This is a genomic window from Gallibacterium genomosp. 2, from assembly GCF_000771895.1.
Taxonomy (GTDB): domain Bacteria; phylum Pseudomonadota; class Gammaproteobacteria; order Enterobacterales; family Pasteurellaceae; genus Gallibacterium.
Window position 1 is genome coordinate 1 of sequence record NZ_JPXY01000039.1, and the last position, 23,412, is coordinate 23,412.

Consider the following 23,412-nt stretch of genomic DNA (forward strand, 5'->3'; position numbering starts at 1 on the left):
GGGGTCAGATCACTTGCCCCATAATATATGAATATGGGGCTTTTTATGCTTTGAATATTTTTTTCTTATATGTTGTAGTTAGGTTATATATTCAAGACAAAAAACCGCATCTAGTCGATGCGGCTTTATTATAACTTGTGGAAGAAAGACTATTTCTTCTTCGCATATTTCAAAGAATCTATTGCTACCGCAAGGATAATGATGGTACCTTTGATAATATATTGCCAATATGGGTTTACGCCGATGTAGGTTAAACCATAGTTGATAACAGTGAAGATGATTACACCGGTGATTACGCCGATAACTGTACCAACCCCGCCGGCAAAAGATACACCACCAACCACGCAAGCGGCGATAGCATCCAATTCATACATAAAGCCGAGGTTATTAGTCGCACTACCGATACGACCACCTTCCAACATTCCGGCAAAACCGTAAAATGCACCGGCAAGTACATAAACGAAAATTAAGTTACGCGCAACGTTTACACCGGACACGCGCGCCGCTTCCGGATTACCGCCGATCGCAAACATATTTTTACCAAAGCGTGTTTTATTCCACACGACCCAGACAAAAAATGCAGCGATTGCAGCATAAATGGTGATGTAGGAGAGTCTGAAATCGCCAAGTTGGAAGAAACCTTGGGTAAATTCAGAGAAAGATTTGCTGAAACCGGCGATCGGAGAAGAGCCAACCGCATCATAGTAAAGTGAGTTTGCACCATAGACGATAATCATCGTTCCTAAAGTCGCAATAAACGGTGTTACATTCAGATAGGCGACGATTAAGCCGTTAATCATTCCGATAACTGCACCGATAGCACAAACAATTAAAATCACAACAGGAATTGGCATTTCGGCAAGATCAGGGAACACACGATTAGTATTATCCAACGCTTGTAACATTGTTGCGGAAACCACCGCTGCCAATCCAACCTGACGACCGGCGGATAAATCCGTACCTTGTGTAATCAAAATACCTGCCATCCCCAATGCAATAATTAAACGCACGGATGATTGTGTCAAAATATTACTGAAGTTCAGTAAACTTAAAAAGGTATCATCTTGTGAAACGATCACCCCTAACAAGATTAAAAGAACAAAATAAATCGCATTTTGTTTCATAAAATCAAGTGATTTTTTTTGTTGAATACCAGCCATAATTCAATCCTTTTATCAACTTATAAATATTTTGCTGCAAGTTGCAAAATCTGTTCTTGCGAGGTTTTTGCCGTTTCGACAATCCCTGCTACCCGACCATTACTCATCACTAAAATTCTATCCGTTACTCCGAGCAACTCCGGCATTTCGGAAGAGATCATAATGATACCTTTATCTTTCTCTGCTAATTGCATCATTAATTGGTAAATTTCAAATTTCGCACCGACATCAATACCGCGTGTCGGTTCATCCATCATTAGAATTTCCGGTTGTGTTAATAACCAGCGCCCGATAATCACTTTTTGTTGATTACCGCCTGATAATGAACCGATATTGGTACGATGTGATGGTGTTTTCACATTCATCGAATCAATTACCCATTGTGTATCGCTTTTCATCTTTGCGGTGCTGAGAAGACCTAATTTACCTAGATACGATTTCATATTAGAAATCAATGAGTTAAATTCGATACTTAAATTAGCATAAATCCCTGTTGAACGGCGTTCTTCTGTGATTAAGGCAAAACCGTTATTAATCGCCTCCAATGCACTTTTATTGCGCATCTCTTTGCCGTGCAGTTTGATCGTTCCGCGCGCTCTTTCACGAATACCAAAAATAGTTTCAACAATATCAGTTCGTTTTGCGCCCACCAAACCGGCAATACCTAAAATTTCACCTTTACGAAGTTCAAAACTGATATCTTGGATAGACGGTTGATTTTTTGCCGTTAGGTGTTCAACAGTAAGAATGGTTTCTTTCGGCACATTGCGTTTTTCAGGGAAACGCTGGGTTAATTCGCGACCAACCATCATCGTTACTAATTGATCCATATTAGTATCTTTAATTTTGACGGTATTGACCCATTTTCCATCACGTAAAATGGTCACTTCATCACAAATCTTAAAAATTTCATCCATTTTGTGAGAAATATAGATAATGCCACAACCGCGATCTTTTAGCTTGGCAATAATTTTAAATAGATGTTCTACCTCTTTTTCCGACAATGAGGAAGTTGGCTCATCCATAATGACAATTTTAGCGTTATAAGAGAAAGCTTTTGCAATTTCAATCATTTGCATCTGTGAAACAGATAAGTTAGCAACTTTCTCTTTCGGATCAATATCAATATCCAATTCATCAAAGATCGCTTTTGTATCACGATACATTTTTCCGTGATCCACTAAGAAACCATTTAACGGATAACGCCCCAACCAGAGGTTATCCATTACACTTCTTTGACGAACAAGATTTAATTCTTGATGTACCATCGAAATCCCATTTTCAAGAGCTTCTTTTGAAGTACGGAAATTAACCTCTTTTCCTAAATAGAGAATTTCACCTTCGTCTTTTGCATAAATTCCAAATAAACATTTTAATAATGTGGATTTTCCCGCACCATTCTCGCCCATTAATGCGTGAACGGAATGTGCGTGAACTGTTAAATTGGCGTGGTCAAGTGCTTTCACACCGGGAAATGATTTGCTGACATTTTTCATTTCTAGCAGCACTTGACTGCTATTTGTTTCGGCTTGTACTACCATATTCAACCCCAAAGCAGGAAAGAGGGGGATTGCTCCCCCACGATCTGGTAATCAGATATTATTTTAAGAAATCACTTAAATTTTCTTGATCGACACCTACATAAGGAATACGAACAACGCGTTTTTCTAATTTCCATTGTGTTCCCTCTGTCGCTTCTTTGCCTTTAGCTAAGTTGCTGGACAAATCAACAACTGCTTGAGCTTGACCAACACCATCATTCAAGACAGTACCAGCAATTTCGCCTTTTTTGATAAGTTGAAGCACTTCAGGTAATGCATCCACACCATAAATCGGTAATTTTTTACCATGTGCTTTTGTTGCTTCTAATGCTCCCATCGCCATACCATCATTATTGGAGATGATCACTTCAATATCGTTAGCTTTTGAACTGGACAACCAAGCATCAGTTTTATCTTTCGCCATTGCGGCATCCCACATACCGGTATCCAAGAAGAGTTGTTCGGTTGGAATACCTTTTGCATTTAATTCTTCAACCACATATTTTGTACGAGCCTCCGCATCAGGATGTCCCGGTTCACCTTTTAATAAAGCGAATTGGATTTTACCATCTTTATTTAAGTCCCATTCTGGATGTGCATTCCACTGTTTTGCAATCAAATCACCTTGGATAATACCTGATTCTTTTGGATCAGTTCCTACATAGTAGGCCGCATCATAACTGTCAATTGCTTTTTGACCAGGATCTTTATTGAAGAAAACAATCGGCACATTCAAACCTTTCGCTTTATTAATCACTGTTGGAGCAGCAGACGGATCAACCAAATTAATCGCCAATGCTTTTACGCCTTTAGAAAGTAAAACATCAATTTGATCGTTTTGAATAGATTGTGCATTCTGTGAGTCATTCATCAATAATTTAATGCCTTCCACTTTTTCAGCATCTTTATTGATTTCTTTACGCATCAAAGACATAAAATTATCGTCATATTTGTAAATGGTTACACCGATACGAACATCTTTTGCCTGCGCCATAGTGCTTAATCCTAAGCCTAATGATAATGCAATCGCACTAAGTACAATTTTCTTCATAATACACATCTCCTATTAAATTTACTGGAAATTCATAATCTTAAGAGCAGCTCACTCTTTATTTATACAGTCAAAACTATCGTTATCAACTGTCGGTTATCTTTCCATACCGCTATTGCAGAAATATAACTTCAAATAGCATACAGATTTTTTTTAATATTTGATGTGATCGGTTTCACAAAAATGTAACTTAATTACAATTTTTTTATTTTATACATCTTTCAACAGAAAAACGCCTTACCAAAGTTGGATTAAATTGTATCGGTTCCGGCAGTTCAATATCATTATTAGCTAAACTTAATGCTAACTTACCAGCATAATTTGCCATTAAATCAATAGGATAACGTATGGTGGTTAATTTAGGAATTAAATGATTAGCTATCGGCATATCATCAAAACCAATTAAAGAAAAATCTTTAGGCACAATAATACCGTTTTCACTCAATACCGACATTGCACCTGCTGCCATTGAATCGTTATAGGCAACAACTGCAGTTAAGTCACTGTTATAACTTAATAAATTAATCATTGCCTCCTCTCCTCCTTCAAAATTCGGTGAGCTTTTTGTAATTGCTAATTCTCGGATAGGAATTTTATATTTTTGCAATGTATTTAAATAACCTTGTAGTCTATCAGTTTCATCGTGTATCGGATGATTAGAACCGATGTAACCAATACAACGATGTCCACTCCGAATTAATGTTTCAGTAGCGATTTCTGTTCCTTTGACATTGTCTAAACCTATACAGCGGTTCTCGAATCCAGGAACAATACGATTAATAATTACCATTCCTTTAATCGCCGTTAAATATGAAGACAACTCCTCATCTGATAAGGCTTTTGCGTGTATTACCAAGCAGGTGCAACGTTTTCGTAGCAGGTTATCAATCGCTTTGCGCTCTTTATCCGCATTGTGGTATCCCATACCAATCAAAATATTTTTCTGATAACTTTCCGCCACTTGATCTATAGATTTCACTAAAATAGCAAAAAACGGATCTGTTACATCTGTTACAACAACACCAATAGTATCTACAGCGTGTGATGCTAAGGCCTGAGCATTTGCATTCGGTTGATAGTTTAATTCTGCAACTGCTTGTAATACTTTATTTTTTGCTTTTTCGCTAATACTTGGATGATCATTGAGTACACGAGAAACCGTTGCAACTGAGACCCCAGCTACTTTAGCTACATCGCGAATTGTTACCATATTTTTATCCTATACCAATCTTTGTTACATTATTTTCGTAAATAATAACGCTAAATAGATACATCGTACTAAAAATATGTTCTTTTTGTGATCTGGATAACAGTTTATTGCGAAAATAATTGGTATCTTACGCATTAAATTGTAACCGTTTACATTTGATAGCAAGGAATACTTTATGAGCGAAATTTTTGATCCTACAGAACATCCACATCGCCGTTATAATCCATTAAAAGGCGAATATGTGCTGGTTTCACCACATCGAGCAAAACGCCCTTGGCAAGGTCAACAGGAAAAAGCAACAGATGAACAAAAACCAAGTTACGATCCAAGCTGTTATCTTTGTCCGGGAAACAGACGCATCACGGGTGAACAAAATCCACAATATACCCAACCTTTTGTCTTCAAAAATGATTTTTCAGCACTATTGAATGAAACACCAGCACCACCAATAAGTACTAATCCATTATTTCAATTTAGCCAAGCAACCGGTGAAAGTCGTGTAGTTTGTTTCTCTCCAGATCACAGCAAAACCTTACCGCTGTTGACTGAACAAGAAATTTTTCAGGTTATTCAAGTGTGGCAACAACAACTTAAAGAATTAGGGGAAACCTATCCGTGGGTACAGATTTTTGAAAACAAAGGGGCAGCAATGGGTTGTTCCAATCCTCACCCACACGGCCAAATTTGGGCAAACAGTTTTTTACCGAATGAAATCGCACGTGAAGATCAGATGCAACGTCAATATTTTCAGCAGCATCATTCTGTGTTATTAGTCGATTACGCAAAACAGGAATTAGAACGGAAAGAACGTATTGTGGTAGAAACTGAACATTGGCTTGCCGTTGTGCCGTTTTGGGCAGTTTGGCCATTTGAAACACTACTCTTGCCTAAAGCTCACGTAGCTCGAATGACGGAATTAAACGACTCACAAAGCCGTGATTTGTCCACTGCTTTAAAACAATTAACAACAAAATATGACAATCTTTTTATGACCTCTTTCCCTTATTCAATGGGCTTTCACGGTGCGCCATTCACTAATCAAGATCAGCAACATTGGCAATTACACGCCCATTTTTACCCACCACTGTTGCGTTCAGCAACAGTGCGTAAATTTATGGTTGGTTACGAAATGCTAGCTGAATCACAACGTGATTTAACCGCAGAACAGGCAGCCGCTCGACTAGCCGCATTATCCACCACCCATTACAGCCAAATTTGATTGAGAGGAATTTATGCAACCTATTGAAATTGCGAAAAAAGTATTTATTGAACGTTTTACCACTCAACCGACATTGCAAGTTTATGCACCCGGTAGAGTAAATTTAATCGGTGAACATACTGACTACAATGATGGTTTCGTTATGCCTTGTGCCATTAATTACGGCACTTCAATTTGTGGGAAACCACGAGATGATCATCATTTTAATGTTTATGCCGCTGATTTAGATGAACAGGATCAATTTTCATTGTTGCAAGAAATTAAACCGAGTGAACGGAAATGGTGTAATTATGTTCGAGGCGTTGTCTATTTTATTCAGCAAGCCTGCCCTAATTTTACACAAGGAGCAGATATTGTAATTAGCGGTAATGTTCCGCTTTCATCAGGGTTAAGCTCATCCGCCGCATTGGAAGTGGCAACCGGCAAATTCTGCCAACAACTAGGAAATCTACCACTAACTAATACACAGCTCGCCTTAATTGGTCAAAAAGCAGAAAATCTTTTTGTCGGTTGTCAATGCGGTAATATGGATCAGCTTATTTCTGCCTTAGGACAACAACACAACGCAATGATGATTGATTGTCGTAGTTTAGAGACAATTCCAACACCGATTCCGGATAACTTAGCCATTATGATTATAAATTCTCACGTCAAACACGATCTGGTTGATGGTGAATATAATACACGCCGTCAGCAATGTGAAACCGCAGCTAAGTTTTTTGGTGTAAAGGCATTAAGAGATGTGAGTATGGCACATTTTAATGCTTACGGAAAAGAGTTGGAACAACGTGACCCGTTAGCTTATAAACGAGCTAAACATATTGTTACCGAAAATGCTAGAGTATTGGAAGCAGTTGAAGCTCTAAAACAGAACAATATCAAATATTTAGGTGAATTAATGGCTCAATCACACGAATCTATGCGTGATGATTTTGAAATCACCGTACCGGAAATTGATTATTTGGTGGAATTAGCTCAACTAGCTATAGGCAATAGCGGCGGTGCAAGAATGACAGGTGGCGGTTTTGGAGGTTGTATTGTCGCCATTGCACCATTTGAAAAAGTGGAGTCTGTGCGTAAGATAATCGCCGAAAACTATCAAAAACAGACAGGCTTAAAAGAAGATTTCTATGTTTGTACCGCTTCACAAGGGGTTCATTTATGCTAACTGCAACAAAAATTATCGCCGCAGATAACTTGCCCTATCAATTGGTGACACTCACAAACAAAAACGGAATGCAAGTGCAATTAACCGATTGGGGCGCGACCATTTTATCCATTTTAGTGCCAGTAAAAGGCAAACTTCGTGAAACAGTTTGTAGCTGCCCTCTCTCGAAGTTAGCAGAAAACCAAGCGTTTTTAGGGGCTACTATCGGACGTTTCGCTAATCGTATCAATCAAGGTCAATTCCGCTTGGCAGCAAAAACACAAAAAATAGTGAAAAATCAAGATAATAAGCACACGCTTCATGGCGGTGTAGGCTTTGACAAACGCCGTTGGAAAATTGAACTCATCTCCACACAAACAGCAATTTTATCTCTGTTTTCTGCGGATGGCGATCAAGGCTTTAGCGGTAATTTACAGATTACTCTAAAATATCGCTTAACTGATGATAATGCATTATTCATTGATTTCTTAGCAAAATGTGATCAAGACACCGCATTAAATTTAACAAATCATAGTTATTTTAATCTTGATGAAGGCATTACTGATGCCCGTCAACACCGGTTACAACTGTTTGCCGATTACTATTTGCCAGTCAGCACAGAAGGCATTCCGAACCGCCCATTGACCTTAGTTGAAGCAACACATTTCGATTTTAGAAAAGCAAAAGTCATCGCTACCGACTTTTTAAAAGATGCAGATCAGAAAGCTGTTGGTGGCTACGATCACGCTTTTCTGTTGCAAGGTAAAAATGGTCAACTAAAACCTGCAGCCAAATTAACCTCATCATCTGGTGATTTGACATTACTACTTTCCACTACTCATAATGCAATTCAGTTTTATAGTAGCAATTTCCTTGCTGGCACCCCAAGCCACACTGGAAAATATCAAAATTATCAAGCCATTGCGTTAGAGCCTGAAGCATTACCAGACACTCCAAATCATCCGGAATGGTATCAGTATGGAGGAATCCAAAAAGCGCTTCAACCTTATTATCAACAAATTGTTTATCAATTTATTTAGAATATAAAAAAGGTGACATTTAAATTTGTCACCTTTATTTTATTATTAATTAGTAATTTCTTTTAACAAAAACACTTTCAATTTATCAAAATCCGCTGGCATTGTAATTGATAATAATGGTAAGGCGTTATGTTTAGCCAATGCTTCCGGTAATGCCACTTCAGTCTCTAAAATTCGTTCAACACTTTCTTTAAATTTTGCTGGATGTGCCGTACAAAGGAAAATACCGGTTTCTTCCGGTTGTAAATCCTGTTTAAGCACTCGATAAGCAATAGCACCGTGTGGTTCACAGAGGTATCCGTTAGCAAACATATCCTTCAATGTTTGCTTAGTTTCATTGTCAGTTACACTATCAGAATGCAAGTCATTCAATGACCAATTTTTACGACGGAATAACTCCTCAACGCGCGGCCAGTTATTTGGGCGGCTAACATCCATTGCATTGGATAAGGTCGACACTGTAGCATTCGGTTGCCATTGATGAGAACGCAAATAACGTGGTACGGTATCGTTAGCATTGGTTGCAGCGATAAAACGCTTAATCGGTAAACCTATAGCTTTTGCGATTAATCCCGCAGTTAAATTACCAAAATTACCGCTTGGCACAGAGACTACCACATTTTGACGTTGCGCTTTCGGTAATTGTGCGAACGCTTCAAAATAGTAACAAATTTGTGCCAATAAACGACTAATATTAATTGAATTCGCTGAATTTAGACCAATTGCCTCACGCAATTCCTGGTCATCAAAGGCCTGTTTGACTAGAGCTTGACAAGCATCAAAATCACCTTCAATGGCGATAGTACGAATATTGCCCCCCAAGGTGCAGAATAATTTTTCTTGCAACACACTGATTTTACCTTTCGGATAGAGAATTACTACATCAATATTTTCCAATCCATAAAATGCGTGTGCCACCGCCGCACCGGTATCGCCTGAAGTTGCTGTTAAAATAGTAATTTTGCCATCTTTACGAACAGTTGCTAATGCTTGAGCCATAAAGCGTCCACCGAAATCCTTAAAAGCCAATGTCGGACCGTGAAACAACTCCAATGCATAAATATGATCTTCAACTTTGACTAAAGGTGCCGAAAAGGTAAACGCTTTTGCTACCATATTTGCTAACTGTTCAGCACTAATTTCATCACCAATTATAGCAGATAAAATTCGTTGACTACGCTCTACCAAAGGCAGAGCTAATAATTCATCAACATTCTCAAAATGCGGCAATGTTTCTGGGAAAAATAAACCTTGATCTTTTCCTAATCCTTGACGCACTGCCTGTGAAAAATTGACTTTCTCTTCCGGATGTTTGATGTTGTATAAATTCATTCTTTTTCCTTTTATTCCTTAACTAAGTTGTCTTGCACCTTGGTTGTCGACCTGACAAATATGCACAAAACCTTCATTATTTTGTAAATAGTGTTTTTCTAAATAATCCGCCACTTTATTTGCGGTGGTTAAATCCGGTGCAATAGCGAACATTGTTGGCCCTGAACCTGAAATACCTGTTGCCAACGCCCCAAGATCCTGTGTTGCCTGTTTCACTTCTGCAAAATTTGGTAATAATTGCTGGCGATAAGGCTCTGCAATGACATCTTTCATCATAATGGCGGCTAAATTTTCTTGATGAGTATGACAAGCGTGTACGAATCCCCCTAAATGTCTGCCGTGAGCAATCACATCTTGACGAGTATAACTTTTCGGCAAAATAGCTCTCGCTTCTGCGGTGGAAACTTCAATTCCCGGATAAGCCAAGACCCAATACCAATGATCGAAAAAGGGTAAACGCTGACAAATTGACCCTAGCGACTGCACCATAAACTGCACGCCCCCCATAAAACAAGGACCAACATTATCGTAATGGATTGAACCGGAAATTCTGCCCTCCAATTCCCCCATCATCTCCAACAATTCCATATCAGAAAACGGTTCTTGATGGAATTGATTTAACGCGACCAATGCCGCCACAATTGAACAGGCACTTGAACCTAATCCTGAACCTATCGGCATATTCTTTTCTAAGGTTAAACGCAACGGTTTTAATGGCTGATTACGCAATTTCAAACGCTCACTAAACAGCACATAAGCCTGATAGACAATATTTTTTTGTGGCTCTTTCGGCAATTTACGCACAAAATAACCGACACTTTCAAATTCAAATTGATTGGCACACTCCTCAATTTGAATAATATCACCCAACAATGAACCATCAATCGGTGAAATTGCCGCCCCTAAAGTATCAAATCCGACACTGATATTGGCACTTGAAGCCGGCGCATAAATTCGTAACATAATCAATCCTCTTTATTAACGGCGTAAAGTCCGCAAAATATCTGCAAAAATTCCGGCAGCAGTCACATTATTTCCTGCACCATAACCCCGTAATAATAAAGGAATTGGTGAATAATAACGAGTATAAAATGCTAATGCATTTTCGCCATTTTTCACTTTATAGAGCGGATCTTCCGCATCTACCGCTTTGATTGCCACTTTGCACTTGCCGTGATTGATTTCCCCGACATAACGCAACACTTTGCCTGCTGCCTGTGCTGCCTGCACGCGTTTTGCAAACTCTTCATCCAATTCAGGCAACATTGCCATAAATTCAGCGGTGGATTTACCTTCAGCAAAGCCTTTCGGCAACACCCCTTCCACTTCAATATCTTTGAGCTCCAATTCCAAACCGGTTTCACGCGCTAAAATCAATAATTTACGCGCCACATCCTGACCGGAAAGATCATCTCGGGGATCGGGCTCGGTAAACCCTTTTTCTTTCGCTAAACGTGTTACTTCAGATAATGATTTTCCTTGCTCCAATTCACCGAAAATAAAGGAAAGCGAACCGGATAAAATACCATCAAACAGTTCAACTTCATCACCTGCCGCTAATAAGTTTTGCAAATTTTCAATCACCGGCAAACCGGCACCGACATTAGTGTCATAAAGGAAAAGACGCTGATTAACCAAGGCTGCATCACGCAATTTGTGATAATACGCCAAACTTGAGGTATTCGCTTTTTTGTTAGGCGTAACCACGTGGAAACCAGCATTTAAGAAAGTTAAATAACTATCTGCAATCTCTTGATTGGAAGTACAGTCTACAAAAATCGGATTCAGAACGTGTTGATCTTCCACCGCATCAATAAAACGATGTAAAGAGAAATGTTCATTGGAATTTTCTAATTTTTCACGCCAATCAGTTAAATCCAAACCATCAACATTCAATAAAAGACGCTTTGAATTGGCTATTCCGCAAACACGAATAGCAATATTTTTTTCAGCTAAAAACTGTTGTTGATGAGCGATTTGATCCAATAACTCACCGCCAACCCCACCTGTTCCGACCAAAAAAATACGCAATGATTGTTGACTATTAAACAACGCACGATGTGTTGCTTTTACTCCTTCTATTGCTTTTGATTGTGGCACTACAGTTGAAATAGAACGTTCAGACGACCCTTGAGCAATCGCAACGATGTTGACATTCGCCTGTGCTAATGCAGTAAAGAATTTTGCAGCTATACCACGACTTTTACGCATTCCGTCCCCAACAACAGAGATAATTGCCAAATTATCCAAAATTTCAATTTCATCTAAAGCACCAGAAGACAATTCATTAGCAAAAGCACGTTTTAAGGCACTCTTCGCTTTAGTAGCAGATTTTTGTGGTACACAAAAACTAATACTATATTCTGATGAAGACTGGGTAATTAAAATAACAGAAATGCCAGCTCTTGACATTGTGTCAAAAACACGTGCTGCCATACCAACCATTCCTTGCATTCCCGGTCCGGAAACATTAAACATTACCACGTCATTCAAGTTGGTAATACCTTTCACCTGCAAGGTTTCAGAATGTACATTGCCATCAATCAATGTGCCTGCCGCACTTGGATTACCGGTATTTTTAATCAAACAAGGAATATTAAATTGTGCAATCGGTGCAATAGTCCGTGGGTGAATAACTTTCGCACCGAAATAGGAAAGCTCCATCGCTTCCTGATAAGACATTGTTTCTAATAATTTTGCATCCGGTACTAAACGAGGATCACAAGTGTAAACACCATCCACATCAGTCCAGATTTCACAACAATCTGCATGTAGACAAGCGGCTAAAACCGCTGCGGAATAATCCGAACCGTTGCGACCTAACACCATTAATTCGCCTTTATCATTACCGGCGGTAAATCCTGCCATTAGCACCACACTCTGTTTTGGAATTGACGGTGCATTAATTCGTTTAGTGGATTCCTCAATATCAACAGAAGACTCTAAATATTCCCCTTGTGCTAATAATTGTTTTACTGGATCAATCACATATACTTGGTAACCTTGCGCTTCAAACCAAGCTGCCATCATCGCAATTGACAGTTTTTCACCACGAGAAATGATTGAAGCATTAATATTATCTGGGCATTGAGATTGAGGAGAAAATTGGGAGAGGGCAGATTCTATTTGGTCAAATTCCTTTTGGACAACTTTTCTTAATTTATCATCATCAAATTTTGCATTTTTTTGCTTCAAACCACTCAAAATATTCTCAAAAATTTGCTTTGCTTCTTTGAAATCCTGTTGTTTATCCTCACCTTTATTTGTCTTATCAACCAATGCCACCAAGTAGTTGGTGATCTTCGCTGGGGCAGAAAGTACCGCTGCTGCCTGATCTTTTAAATGTGCTTGCAGAATAAGCTCACCCGCTTGAGAAAAACGTTCCGGATTTGCCAATGATGTTCCGCCAAATTTTAATACTCGCATGATGTTGTCCTCTTTATTGTATTTTGAAAATTATCTAAACCATTACCCATAAAAAAACCCGCATTTTTTAAGATGCGGGTTTAACAATCCTGTTTTTTGAGTGCTAACCCGCCCCACTAATAATAATGGTCATCATAATGTGGGTCATCGTAATAACAGTCATTGTCATGGAAATCTTTATAGCTCATTTTGAATTTCAATAGTGATAATAAGTACCTAAATTCATTCCACTTGTCAAATAAATTTATGAGAATAATTGAAATTTTTTCTATAATAAAAACCGTTTTAGACATTTAGGAGATAAAAATGAATATTGAACAAAATTTAGTGCATATTCGCCAACAAATCGAAGATTGTCATCCTACTCAAAAAGTAATGCTTTTAGCGGTCAGCAAAACTAAACCTTTTTCTGACATCCTCAAAGCTTATTATGCCGGACAATATCAATTTGGCGAAAATTATGTGCAGGAAGGTGTAGAAAAAATTCAACTGGCACAACAACAAAATATCAACGATATTACCTGGCATCTTATCGGTCCATTACAATCCAATAAAACGCGTATTGTGGCAGAACATTTTGATTGGGTACAAACAATTGATCGCGTAAAAATTGCCGAACGTCTAAGCCAACAACGCCCTGATCACCTCCAACCGTTGCAAGTGTTGATCCAAATTAATATCAGTGATGAAAATTCAAAATCCGGTATTGCACCGCAACAAATGGAAGAGCTAGCACAACAAATTATTAAATTACCAAAATTACAACTACGCGGACTTATGGCGATTCCAGCTCCAACAGAAGACATTAACCAACAAATTACCATTTTCAATCAAATGAAATCACTTTTACAACAACTACAACAATGCTTCCCTCAACAAAAAATCGATACATTATCAATGGGAATGACAGACGATATGAGAACAGCAATTGCTTGTGGTTCTACGATGGTACGCATCGGCACTGCTATTTTTGGTAAACGAAATTACTCAATTTAAGGTATTTTGATTCCAGTTAGGGAAAGGCTTATGCTGACAACTGTTTTGATTTTTTATTAACTTAAGCAAAGGAGTAATAATGAAAAAACTACTATCAGCGATTGCTATTTTTGCATTTGCCTCTTATGCCTATGCCGAAATGTCCCATTCCCACCAGATGTCAGCAGCAAATGAAGCTTATATGCAATCTATGGGCGCAATGCACGATTCAATGATGAAAGGCATTGCCCATCAAGATCCAGACGTTGCATTCGCTGCCGGAATGTTGCCACACCATCAAGGTGCAGTAGCAATGGCGGAAGTCGAATTGAAATATGGTAAAGATCCAGAACTAAGACAACTTGCTGAAAATATTATTAAAGCCCAACAAGCAGAAATTAAATTTATGCAACAATGGTTGGAAAAACACGGCGAGAAATAGAAAGCTCCCAATAATAGAAAAAGTGTTGGTCTTAATTATTTTGGTAATTATTACCAACACTCTTGTCCACTATGCCTAAAAAAGTCCGCATCTTAATCAGTTAGAAAACTAACTTTTTGGATACGGATTCTTTTTTGTTCTGTTTTATTTTCAGTGATTTACGCTAACTTTTCCAACACTGCCAACACAATCTTGGATGATTGTTTGACCGCTATCGGTAAAAACTCATCAAAAGAGATATGTGATTCTTTATCTGCCACATCGGAAATGGCGCGAATAACAACAAACGGCACATTAAAAGCGTAACAAGTGTGGGCTATCGCTGCTGCTTCCATTTCCACCGCCGCAACTTCAGGGAAATCCTGACGAATTCGAGCAATCATATTGGCACCATTAATAAATTGATCTCCGGAACAGACTAAACCAATCACAGCATTTTGCACCTGCTCGGTTACCACTGTATTCACAATTTCAATCAATTTCGCATCTGCCGTAAATTTTTCCGGACACGCTGGCAACTGCCCCTTAGCATAACCAAAAGCAGTTACATCAGCATCGTGATAGCACACTTTATCAGAAATAATAATATCGCCGATATTTAATTGTGGATTTAAACCACCTGCCGAACCAGTATTAATAATACAATCCGGTTGGCAAGTTAAAATCAATGCGGTTGTTCCCATTGCTGCTGCGGTTTTACCAATTCCTGATTGCAGTAATGCCACCTGATGACGACCAATTTCCCCCTCGTAAATTGTACAATTCGCTAATCTATTTATCCGTTTATTTTTCATTAAACTTTGTAATATTTCGACCTCTTGTGCCATTGCACCGACAATACCTAGTTTCATTTTTTTCCTCGTTGTTCTTGTACAATTTTTGCTGTTAATGAATCCAAAACCGCCATCGTGTAATCATCATTATAGAGTGTACTACCAGTTAAAACATAACGCCCATTAACCGAAACAAACGGCAAGGTAAATACCCCATATTTTGATGTCGAATTAATAGATTGATTCACTTTAGCGGCAACTAATTCCGAATTAAACACCTCTAAAAAAGTCTCAAGATTAATTTGTTTACGTGTTAACCACTCTTGTAAGAATTTCCCTCGATGGCGATTATTTCGATTAAACTTTTGTTCCGCCGTATCAAAAATAAATAGATCGGCAAGATCCGGATGTCCCATACTCTCTAGAGAGTAATAAACCGCTGCCGAAAAATAACCTCCCGGTGTCGCCGCCGGAATCCATTCAATATCAACTTTATCCGGATTCATTCGTTTATATAAACTCAAATTATCCGCCGCCATTAAACAAATACGACACTCATAGGAAAAGAAAAATTTAATTTTGATCTTATTGTCTGCTGCCGGTTCTTCTTGTATCGGTTGCTTATAGGAAAAATAGTCCTTACCATCTTTAAAAATCGGCAACTGTTCTGCGTAACTCACCGTCGCCGATAACGCAAAAAGCAAAAAATAAAAAATTTGCATTGCCAACTTAATACTGTTCATTATTTATTCCAATATCTCTATATAATTGACTAATAGTTGCACTTGTCTATTACATCTATACTCATTGATTGAAAGATGATAGACCATCCGTGCTGTTTTAATCGATAAATCAGGGAACCGTCTAGTATCGACATTAAACTGAATTGCATCAAACAATCCTCCTCCCTGTATCGGTTCCAGCAACATTTTTAGATGTTTTTCCCCTACAAGTCGTTGCTGTAAGATGCGAAATTCTCCATCAAATTGAGGCTCTGGAAAATGTTGCCCCCACGGACCGGCAAATTGCAACATTTCCGCCGTTGTTACATTCATTTGTTGAGCGCCTAATTCACCATCAGTATAAATAACACCTTGTAATGATTTTTCATTCAACCAAGCTTTTGCATACTGGTTGAACAATCGTTGAAATTCCGGGAAATATCTCTGGTGAATACTCAAACCGGCTGCCATTGCGTGACCGCCGAATTTAATAATGATTTCAGGATGTTGACAATGGATATGATCAAGCAGATCACGAATATGCAAACCTTCTATTGAACGTGCAGAACCACGCAAAATGCCCTCATCTTCCTGTGTAAAAATCGCTGTCGGACGATGAAATTGATCTTTCATTCTTGCCGCTAAAATGCCTAATACGCCTTGATGCCAATCCGGACGATAAAGCGCAATAGCAAAAGTATCTTCCTGATAGATCGGTTTTAACTCACGCAAATAATGCAATGCTTCCTGTTTCATCCCAATTTCTATCTCTTTGCGCGTTTTATTAAGTGTATCCAATTCCAGCGCTAACGCTCGCGCCTGTTCCATTGTTTCTGATAAAAGTAACTCCACGCCAATCGACATATTATCAATTCTACCGGCAGCATTTAATCGGGGAGCAATAGAAAAACCTAAATGACTAGAAACTATTTGTGTAATATCAAGATTAGCAACTTCAATTAAAGCACGAATTCCACAATGGCAATGTTGTGTGCGTATTCTTGCCAAGCCTTGAGAAACAAGAATGCGGTTATTGTGATCCAACGGCACCACATCAGCCACCGTTCCCAATGCGACAAAATCCAATAATTCCGCAAAGTTAGGCTCTTTTTTATCCGCAAAAAGCCCTTGTTGGCGAAAGGCAGCGCGTAACGCCACCATTAAATAGAAAGTCACCCCCACTCCAGCGAGATATTTGGATGGAAAACCGCAATGCACTAAATTAGGATTCACAATAACATCGGCATTTGGTAATTTTTCACCCGGCAAATGGTGATCGGTAACAATCACTTGCACCTGATGTTGTTTTAAATAATCAACACCCTCTAGTGAAGAAACGCCGTTATCAACAGTAATCACTAACTGCGCCTGTTTATCTAGCGCATCTTGCGCCACAGAAACACTCAAGCCATAACCTTGTTCAAAACGATCCGGCACTAAAAAATCAACTGATTGAAACCCTAACTGACGTAAAGCGAATACCGCAACTGCAATACTGGTTGCACCATCCGCATCAAAATCACCGACAATCACAATCCGCTTTTGTTGATGATAGGATTCAATCAATAATTCAGTTGCTTGCTCCAAATGCGTCAATAAAGAGGGCGGCAACATATATTTCAAGGCATAATTTAGTTCCGCTTCAGATGCTATGCCTCGACTGCGATAAATGCGATCCAATAACGGATCTGCATTCACTTGAACTCCGTTTGCAACTTCTCTCCGTTGAATAATTTTTACAGCCTGATCGTTCATACTATTTTTACTGCTCTATCTACTACAATTCTGCTTTTAAGCCTTCAAGTATTACTCTTGTAAAATTTTTAACAACTCTTGCGGAGGCACATAACCTCCCAACAATTCACCACTAGGCAAAATGATACTCGGTGTGCCACGCACGCCATATTGTAAACCTAATTGGTAATGTTTGCTGACGATATTCGGCGTTTTCATTTTGGTCGGCAAATTACCTTTTTCAGCTTCATTCAAAGCATATGATGGATCTTTATCCGTCCAAATACTTTCCATTTGCTGAGCAGCTTGGCTAGATAATCCACCTCTTGGGAAAGCTAAATAACGTACGGTAATGCCCAAATCATTATATTGTTTCAGCTGTTCGTGCAGAATATGGCAATAATGGCAGGTAATATCCATAAATACCGTAACAACATATTTTTCATTTTTTGCTGGATAAACAATCATCTCATTTTTTAAATTTTCTACTTGTGCCACTAATAATTTATTAGAAAGATTAATCGCACCGCTATCGGTTAATTGATATAAATTACCTTGCAATACATATTTGCCATCTTCAGAAACATATAAAATGCCTTGATCGGTAACTGCCGCTTTCAAGCCATTTAATGGCGAATCTTGAACTTCCACTTTTTCAACGCCCAATTTCTTTAATTGCGCAATAATTTTCGCGTTATCGGCGAAAACTGTGGTCACCATAGAAAGTGCCAATAATGCTAATAGCTGTTTTTTCATAATTTATCCTTTTATATATTTTTTTACTGGTGCAAAACTTTGTCGATGTTCAGCCAAAATGCCATATTTTTCAATCGATTCCAAATGCAATTTGGTCGGATAACCTTTGTGACGATCAAAGCCGTATTGCGGATATTTTTGATGCAATAATAACATTTCCTGATCTCGTGCAACTTTTGCCAAAATGGATGCCGCACTGATTTCCGCTACTAAACTATCTCCTTTTACCACTGCTTGTGCTGCTATCTTTAACGCTGATGGAATTCTGTTACCGTCAATCAAGACAAAATCCGGTTGAATGTGTAATCCTTGTACTGCACGGCACATCGCCAACATTGTTGCTTGTAAAATATTAATCCGATCAATCTCTGTTGCTTCTGCTCTACCCAAACTCCACGCTAACGCTTTTTCTTTTATCTCTTCAGCAAGTAACAGACGTTTTTTTTCAGACAATTTTTTAGAATCGGCTAAACCGGCTATCGGTCTTTCTGGATCTAAAATCACTGCTGCTGTTACCACTGCACCGACTAATGGACCTCGACCGACCTCATCCACGCCGGCAATCAGTTTTGCATTCGGATAGACAAAATCGGTCATACTTCAATATTTCCTTCTAAAATATCGCTTACCGCTTCTGCCGCTAATTTATCCGCATCTTGTTGGATAGATCGATGCAAATCGGTAAACGTTTGCCGTAATTCAACACAATAACGGCGATCCTGTTCACTTTCAGAAAAGTAGATTGTCAATTTTTCTGCCAATAATGTCGGCTCACATTGTTCTTGAATCATCTCCGGCACCAACATTTTATTCGCTAAAATATTCGGCAAGGAAATATAATTGGTTTTGACTAGTCGTTTTGCTAACCAATAAGTGCTGCCTTTCATTTTATAGCCAACTACCATCGGTGATTTACATAACATTGCTTCCAATGCTGCCGTGCCGGATGCCAATAATGTCGCTTCCGCCGCAATCATCGCCTGCTTAGCGTGTCCATTTAATAAAATCATTTCCAGATCCGGTGCAGTCTGCTGCAAAATTTGCTCAAACTGTTGACGACATTTCTCGTTCGCCAACGGTACTAATAATTTGATATCTGGATATTGTTGTTTAAGCAAAATAGCGGTTTTAATAAAAGTTTCCGCCAAAAAAGCAACTTCATTATGGCGACTACCAACTAAAATCGATAAATAACGTTGCTGCGGATCAATTTGTAAAAACTGGCAAGCTTCTAATCGATCAGGTTTCAATGGTAAGGCATCCGCCAAAGTATGCCCTATAAAACGGCAAGGCACTTGATGTTTATCATAAAACGCCTTTTCAAACGGCATAAAAACCAACATCATATTTACTGCCTTAGCAATTTTATGAATTCTATTTTGTCGCCACGCCCATACTGACGGACTCACATAATGCAAGGTTTTAATGCCGTTCTGCTTAAGTTTTAATTCAACATCAATATTAAAATCCGGCGCATCAATCCCGATAAAAACATCTGGTTTTAAGTTTAATAATTGTTCAATCAGTGAGTGGCGTATTTTTAACAAACGAGGTAAATGTTTCACTACTTCCATTAACCCCATAACACTCAACTCTTCCATATCAAAAAGCGACTCAAAACCTTGCTGTTGCATTTTAGTGCCACCGATACCGATAAATTTCGCTTGCGGATAACGAATTTTTAAGGCTTGAATTAATCCTGCACCTAATGTGTCACCGGACACCTCTCCAGCAACAATCGCAATAGTAGGTGCATAATTCGCACTAAGCTGAAGATCCTGCATTCTCTTTCTCCTTATTCAACACGTTTGCTGTTTCAATCTCTTAATTTATAGAAAATCAGATAAAATGTTCTCTATAAATTCTTTGATCTTGAAGGGGCACAATGCTCCCAAATTAAATACATTCTGCCACCGTAAATGGTGAAGTTATAGCTGCTAACAAGTTTTGATAAATAAACCGCACTTTATTGGTATATAAAGTACGGTTTAGATTCAATTAATAATATAAATACAACAATTAACGAATAATGCCACGTGTTGAACGTTTAAAGAAATCAATAAAGAAACTGATTGAGGACTCAGTTGAAGCAATCTGCTCAATTTCCGGCATAATCTCTTCTAAAGTTTTATCACTACGATAGATCAATTTATAAACACTACGAATAACGTGTAGTGTCGACTTATCAAAACCACGCCGTTTCAATCCTTCAATATTGATACCGAATGGACGAGCGTGATTTCCTTGTGCCATCACATATGGTGGCACATCCTGACTTACCATTGAACCACCACCCAACATTACATGCGCACCAACAATAACAAATTGATGGATAGCTGACATTCCGCCTACGATGACGAAATCATCTAATTGAACGTGTCCTGCTAATGTTGCATTATTAGCCAAAATACAGTTATTTTTAATTTGACAATCGTGTGCAATATGCGCATTCACCATAAATAGATTATTATCACCAATTTTGGTGATTCCACCGCCTTGCACTGTGCCTCGATGGATTGTAACGTGTTCACGGATACGGTTATTATTACCAATAACCGTTTCTGTCGCTTCACCAGCATATTTCAAATCCTGATTAATTTCACCAATAGTAGCAAATTGGAAAATATGGTTGTTTTCACCAATTTTCGTTTTGCCTTTTACTACAATGTGTGAATTTAATATAGTATTCGCTCCGATTTCGACTGTTTTCTCTACAATACAAAACGGGCCGATCACCACGTTTTCGGCGATCTTCGCCCCCTCTTCGACAATAGCTGTCGAATGAATCTTGGCACTTGGATGGATCATATTACACTCCTCGTCTGGCACACATCAAATCAGCTTCGCACACCAATTGACCATCAATTGTTGCCACACCTTTAAAACGCATTACACCACGTCTTTCTCGTTCAAATTCAATCGTTAACAGCAATTGATCTCCCGGGAACACTGGTTTTTTAAAACGAGCATTATCAATCGCTGCAAAATAATAAAGCTCATTTTCAGAAAGTTGTGTCGTTTTAAATGCCAATACACCGGCTGCCTGTGCTAATGCTTCAAGAATTAATACTCCAGGGAAAATCGGTTTCTGAGGGAAATGACCGGTAAAACAAGGCTCGTTAACGCTTACATTTTTGATCGCTTTAATCCATTTTCCTTCTTCAAAATCCAGCACTCGATCAACCAACAAAAATGGGTAACGGTGTGGCAAAAGTTGCATAATTTCATCAATATCGACTATTCGTGGTTCTCGTTCGGTTGTCACTGTAGTTGCCCCTTAAAAATAGAGTTAATTGTTGATATTCTTAATTTGTTTTTCTAACGCTTTCAAACGCTTATTCATATCGTTAATGCCCAATGTTAAAGCTGCGGTCTTACGCCACTCCTTATTAGTTTGTAACGGAATGCCTGAAGAATAGACGCCTGGTTTGGTGATCGGACGCATCACCATCCCCATACCAGTAATGGTAACACCATCACAAATTTCCATATGACCGTTAATCACGCTTGCACCACCAATCAAGCAATAACGCCCAACGTGCAAACTACCAGCCATAATCACACCTCCAGCAATAGCCGTTCCTGTACCAATATGGACGTTATGTGCAATTTGACAGAGGTTATCAATAATTACATTATCTTCAATTACGGTAGAATCCAATGCTCCACGATCAATACAGGTGCAAGCTCCAATTTCAACACAATTACCGATAATTACGCTACCAGTTTGAGGAATTTTAATCCATTTCCCCTTCTCATTCGCATAACCGAATCCATCACTACCGATAACTGCCGAGGATTGAATTAAACAGTCTTCACCGATCTCAACATTGTGATAAACCGATACATTTGCCCATAATTTTGTTCTTGCACCAATTTTAGCATTTTTACCAATAAAACATCCGGCACCAATACAAACATCATCACCAATGATAGCTCCATCTTCAATTACGGCATTCGCTCCAATGCTGACATTTTTTCCTAATAATGCGCTTGTAGAAATCACTGCGCTTTCTGCAATATCGGCAGAAGGTTGCGGTGTAGTATCCATTAATTGTGCCAAAATTGCATAAGCTACATAAGGATCTTTCACAACAATCACATTCTGATCATCAGCGCAATAAGGCAAATCGGCTTCGCTAACCAACAACACACCAGCTTGGCTTTGTGCAAGTAAAGGTCGAAACTTAGGATTGGAAATAAAAGTTAACTGTTGTGATGTCGCACGCTCCAATGGTGCAATACTCTCAACGAAAATATCGGCGTTACCCTTAAGAGTACCGCCGACTTTTTCCGCCAAATCAATTAGACGGTATTGTTGCATATTCCAGCGAGCTCCTATTTTTTATCTGCTGCCGGTGCAAGTTTAGCCATTACATCTTTAGTAATATTTTTGTTATCTGTAGCAAAAGCAACAGCATTTGCATCAATCACGAAAGTGTATTTTTTCTCTTTAGCAATTTCATTAATTACTTTTTGAATAGACTCAACAACTTTATTATCCTCTTCTGCACGACGAGCATTGATTTTTTGTTGTAATTCACTAGCTTCTTTATCATAGTCAACACGTAATTTGTTGATTTCGTCTTCACGTTTTTTGATATCTGCTTGACGTAAGTTTTTCGCATCTTTCTGTAATTTTTGGATTTTATCCATAATTACTTTTTCTTTCTTCTGTAATTCCTCTACAGGTGTTTTGAATTCAGCATCCAATTTTTTCAATGCCGCTTCACGTTCCGGTGCGTGTTGGAAAATATAAGCATAATTAATAAATACGATATTTTCCTCTGCATTTGCTGCTGAAGCAAATAATGCACTGCTCGCCAATGCTAAAGTTAATCCTGCAACTTTTAATGATTTTTTCATAAAAAAACTCCTAACGAT

At 38.6% G+C, this 23,412-nt stretch carries 22 protein-coding genes; 5 read left to right on the forward strand and 17 right to left on the reverse strand.

Translation table 11 applies throughout. From position 1 onward, the window contains the following. Window positions 1–149: 149 nt before the first annotated feature. From mglC to P375_RS08360, 4 genes are all read right to left on the reverse strand, one after another. Window positions 150–1,160, reverse strand: a complete 1,011-nt coding sequence (gene mglC / locus P375_RS08345) for a galactose/methyl galactoside ABC transporter permease MglC (protein WP_013746683.1) — start codon at window positions 1,158–1,160, stop codon at window positions 150–152. A 20-nt stretch (window positions 1,161–1,180) separates the two neighbouring features. Continuing rightward, window positions 1,181–2,701: a galactose/methyl galactoside ABC transporter ATP-binding protein MglA gene (mglA, locus tag P375_RS08350; RefSeq protein WP_039136030.1), complete on the reverse strand. Its 1,521-nt coding sequence runs from the start codon at window positions 2,699–2,701 to the stop codon at window positions 1,181–1,183. A 58-nt stretch (window positions 2,702–2,759) separates the two neighbouring features. Beyond that, window positions 2,760–3,752, reverse strand: coding sequence for a galactose/glucose ABC transporter substrate-binding protein MglB (gene mglB / locus P375_RS08355; protein WP_039136032.1), 993 nt, complete (start codon window positions 3,750–3,752; stop codon window positions 2,760–2,762). Between the two features lie 205 nt (window positions 3,753–3,957). Then, window positions 3,958–4,962, reverse strand: a complete 1,005-nt coding sequence (locus P375_RS08360; RefSeq protein WP_039136033.1) for a substrate-binding domain-containing protein — start codon at window positions 4,960–4,962, stop codon at window positions 3,958–3,960. A gap of 175 nt (window positions 4,963–5,137) precedes the next feature. Here P375_RS08360 and galT point away from each other — a divergent pair, with 175 nt between their 5' ends. From galT to P375_RS08375, 3 genes are read left to right on the forward strand one after another with little or no spacing between them, the layout of a single operon-like run. Beyond that, window positions 5,138–6,181 carry a galactose-1-phosphate uridylyltransferase gene (gene galT / locus P375_RS08365; protein ID WP_039136035.1) on the forward strand — a complete coding sequence of 348 codons (1,044 nt, stop codon included), beginning with the start codon at window positions 5,138–5,140 and terminating at the stop codon, window positions 6,179–6,181. A gap of 13 nt (window positions 6,182–6,194) precedes the next feature. Beyond that, complete coding sequence (gene galK, locus P375_RS08370; protein ID WP_039136037.1) at window positions 6,195–7,349, forward strand: galactokinase; 1,155 nt, start codon at window positions 6,195–6,197, stop codon at window positions 7,347–7,349. Next, window positions 7,343–8,368, forward strand: coding sequence for a galactose-1-epimerase (locus P375_RS08375; protein WP_039136039.1), 1,026 nt, complete (start codon window positions 7,343–7,345; stop codon window positions 8,366–8,368). The genes galK and P375_RS08375 overlap by 7 nt, the downstream gene beginning before the upstream one ends. A gap of 45 nt (window positions 8,369–8,413) precedes the next feature. On the opposite strand, the gene thrC is transcribed toward P375_RS08375, so the two are convergent. The 3 genes from thrC to thrA are packed head-to-tail and all read right to left on the reverse strand — an operon-like array spanning window position 8,414 to window position 13,126. Continuing rightward, window positions 8,414–9,700 (reverse strand): threonine synthase, encoded by a 1,287-nt coding sequence (thrC, locus tag P375_RS08380; RefSeq protein WP_039136041.1) that lies wholly within the window; start codon window positions 9,698–9,700, stop codon window positions 8,414–8,416. Between the two features lie 18 nt (window positions 9,701–9,718). Further along, window positions 9,719–10,663, reverse strand: a complete 945-nt coding sequence (gene thrB / locus P375_RS08385) for a homoserine kinase (RefSeq protein ID WP_039136043.1) — start codon at window positions 10,661–10,663, stop codon at window positions 9,719–9,721. A 15-nt stretch (window positions 10,664–10,678) separates the two neighbouring features. Beyond that, entirely contained in the window at window positions 10,679–13,126 is a 2,448-nt protein-coding gene (gene thrA / locus P375_RS08390; protein ID WP_039136045.1) for a bifunctional aspartate kinase/homoserine dehydrogenase I, read from the reverse strand. Window positions 13,127–13,432: 306 nt separating this feature from the next. Here thrA and P375_RS08395 point away from each other — a divergent pair, with 306 nt between their 5' ends. Together P375_RS08395 and copM are read left to right on the forward strand one after the other, a co-directional pair. After that, window positions 13,433–14,122, forward strand: coding sequence for a YggS family pyridoxal phosphate-dependent enzyme (locus P375_RS08395; RefSeq protein ID WP_039136047.1), 690 nt, complete (start codon window positions 13,433–13,435; stop codon window positions 14,120–14,122). A gap of 79 nt (window positions 14,123–14,201) precedes the next feature. Then, window positions 14,202–14,543, forward strand: coding sequence for a CopM family metallochaperone (gene copM / locus P375_RS08400; protein WP_039136050.1), 342 nt, complete (start codon window positions 14,202–14,204; stop codon window positions 14,541–14,543). Window positions 14,544–14,701: 158 nt separating this feature from the next. Here copM and mtnN read toward each other — a convergent pair whose 3' ends face one another. The 10 genes from mtnN to P375_RS08450 all read right to left on the reverse strand — a co-directional run bounded on the left by mtnN (window position 14,702) and on the right by P375_RS08450 (window position 23,394). Continuing rightward, on the reverse strand, window positions 14,702–15,394 hold the full coding sequence (mtnN, locus tag P375_RS08405) for a 5'-methylthioadenosine/S-adenosylhomocysteine nucleosidase (RefSeq protein ID WP_039136052.1): 693 nt from the start codon (window positions 15,392–15,394) through the stop codon (window positions 14,702–14,704). After that, window positions 15,391–16,059, reverse strand: a complete 669-nt coding sequence (locus P375_RS08410; protein WP_039136054.1) for a thiol:disulfide interchange signal peptide protein — start codon at window positions 16,057–16,059, stop codon at window positions 15,391–15,393. Before P375_RS08410 ends, mtnN begins: the two co-directional genes overlap by 4 nt. A gap of 3 nt (window positions 16,060–16,062) precedes the next feature. Beyond that, a complete protein-coding gene (recJ, locus tag P375_RS08415) occupies window positions 16,063–17,793 on the reverse strand; it encodes a single-stranded-DNA-specific exonuclease RecJ (protein WP_039136056.1) in 1,731 nt (576 codons plus the stop codon). 51 nt (window positions 17,794–17,844) lie between these two features. After that, window positions 17,845–18,528, reverse strand: a complete 684-nt coding sequence (gene dsbC, locus P375_RS08420; protein ID WP_039136059.1) for a bifunctional protein-disulfide isomerase/oxidoreductase DsbC — start codon at window positions 18,526–18,528, stop codon at window positions 17,845–17,847. Window positions 18,529–18,531: 3 nt separating this feature from the next. Further along, entirely contained in the window at window positions 18,532–19,125 is a 594-nt protein-coding gene (rnhB, locus tag P375_RS08425) for a ribonuclease HII (protein WP_039136062.1), read from the reverse strand. After that, complete coding sequence (gene lpxB, locus P375_RS08430; protein ID WP_039136064.1) at window positions 19,122–20,312, reverse strand: lipid-A-disaccharide synthase; 1,191 nt, start codon at window positions 20,310–20,312, stop codon at window positions 19,122–19,124. Before lpxB ends, rnhB begins: the two co-directional genes overlap by 4 nt. Before the next feature lie 235 nt (window positions 20,313–20,547). Continuing rightward, window positions 20,548–21,336, reverse strand: a complete 789-nt coding sequence (gene lpxA, locus P375_RS08435) for an acyl-ACP--UDP-N-acetylglucosamine O-acyltransferase (RefSeq protein WP_039136066.1) — start codon at window positions 21,334–21,336, stop codon at window positions 20,548–20,550. Between the two features lies 1 nt (window position 21,337). Then, the gene (gene fabZ, locus P375_RS08440) at window positions 21,338–21,793 is read right to left on the reverse strand and encodes a 3-hydroxyacyl-ACP dehydratase FabZ (protein WP_013746660.1); all 456 of its coding nucleotides are present in this window, start codon (window positions 21,791–21,793) and stop codon (window positions 21,338–21,340) included. A 24-nt stretch (window positions 21,794–21,817) separates the two neighbouring features. Next, complete coding sequence (gene lpxD, locus P375_RS08445) at window positions 21,818–22,852, reverse strand: UDP-3-O-(3-hydroxymyristoyl)glucosamine N-acyltransferase (protein WP_039136068.1); 1,035 nt, start codon at window positions 22,850–22,852, stop codon at window positions 21,818–21,820. Window positions 22,853–22,866: 14 nt separating this feature from the next. Then, the gene (locus P375_RS08450; RefSeq protein ID WP_039136071.1) at window positions 22,867–23,394 is read right to left on the reverse strand and encodes an OmpH family outer membrane protein; all 528 of its coding nucleotides are present in this window, start codon (window positions 23,392–23,394) and stop codon (window positions 22,867–22,869) included. Between the last annotated feature and the right edge of the window lie 18 nt (window positions 23,395–23,412).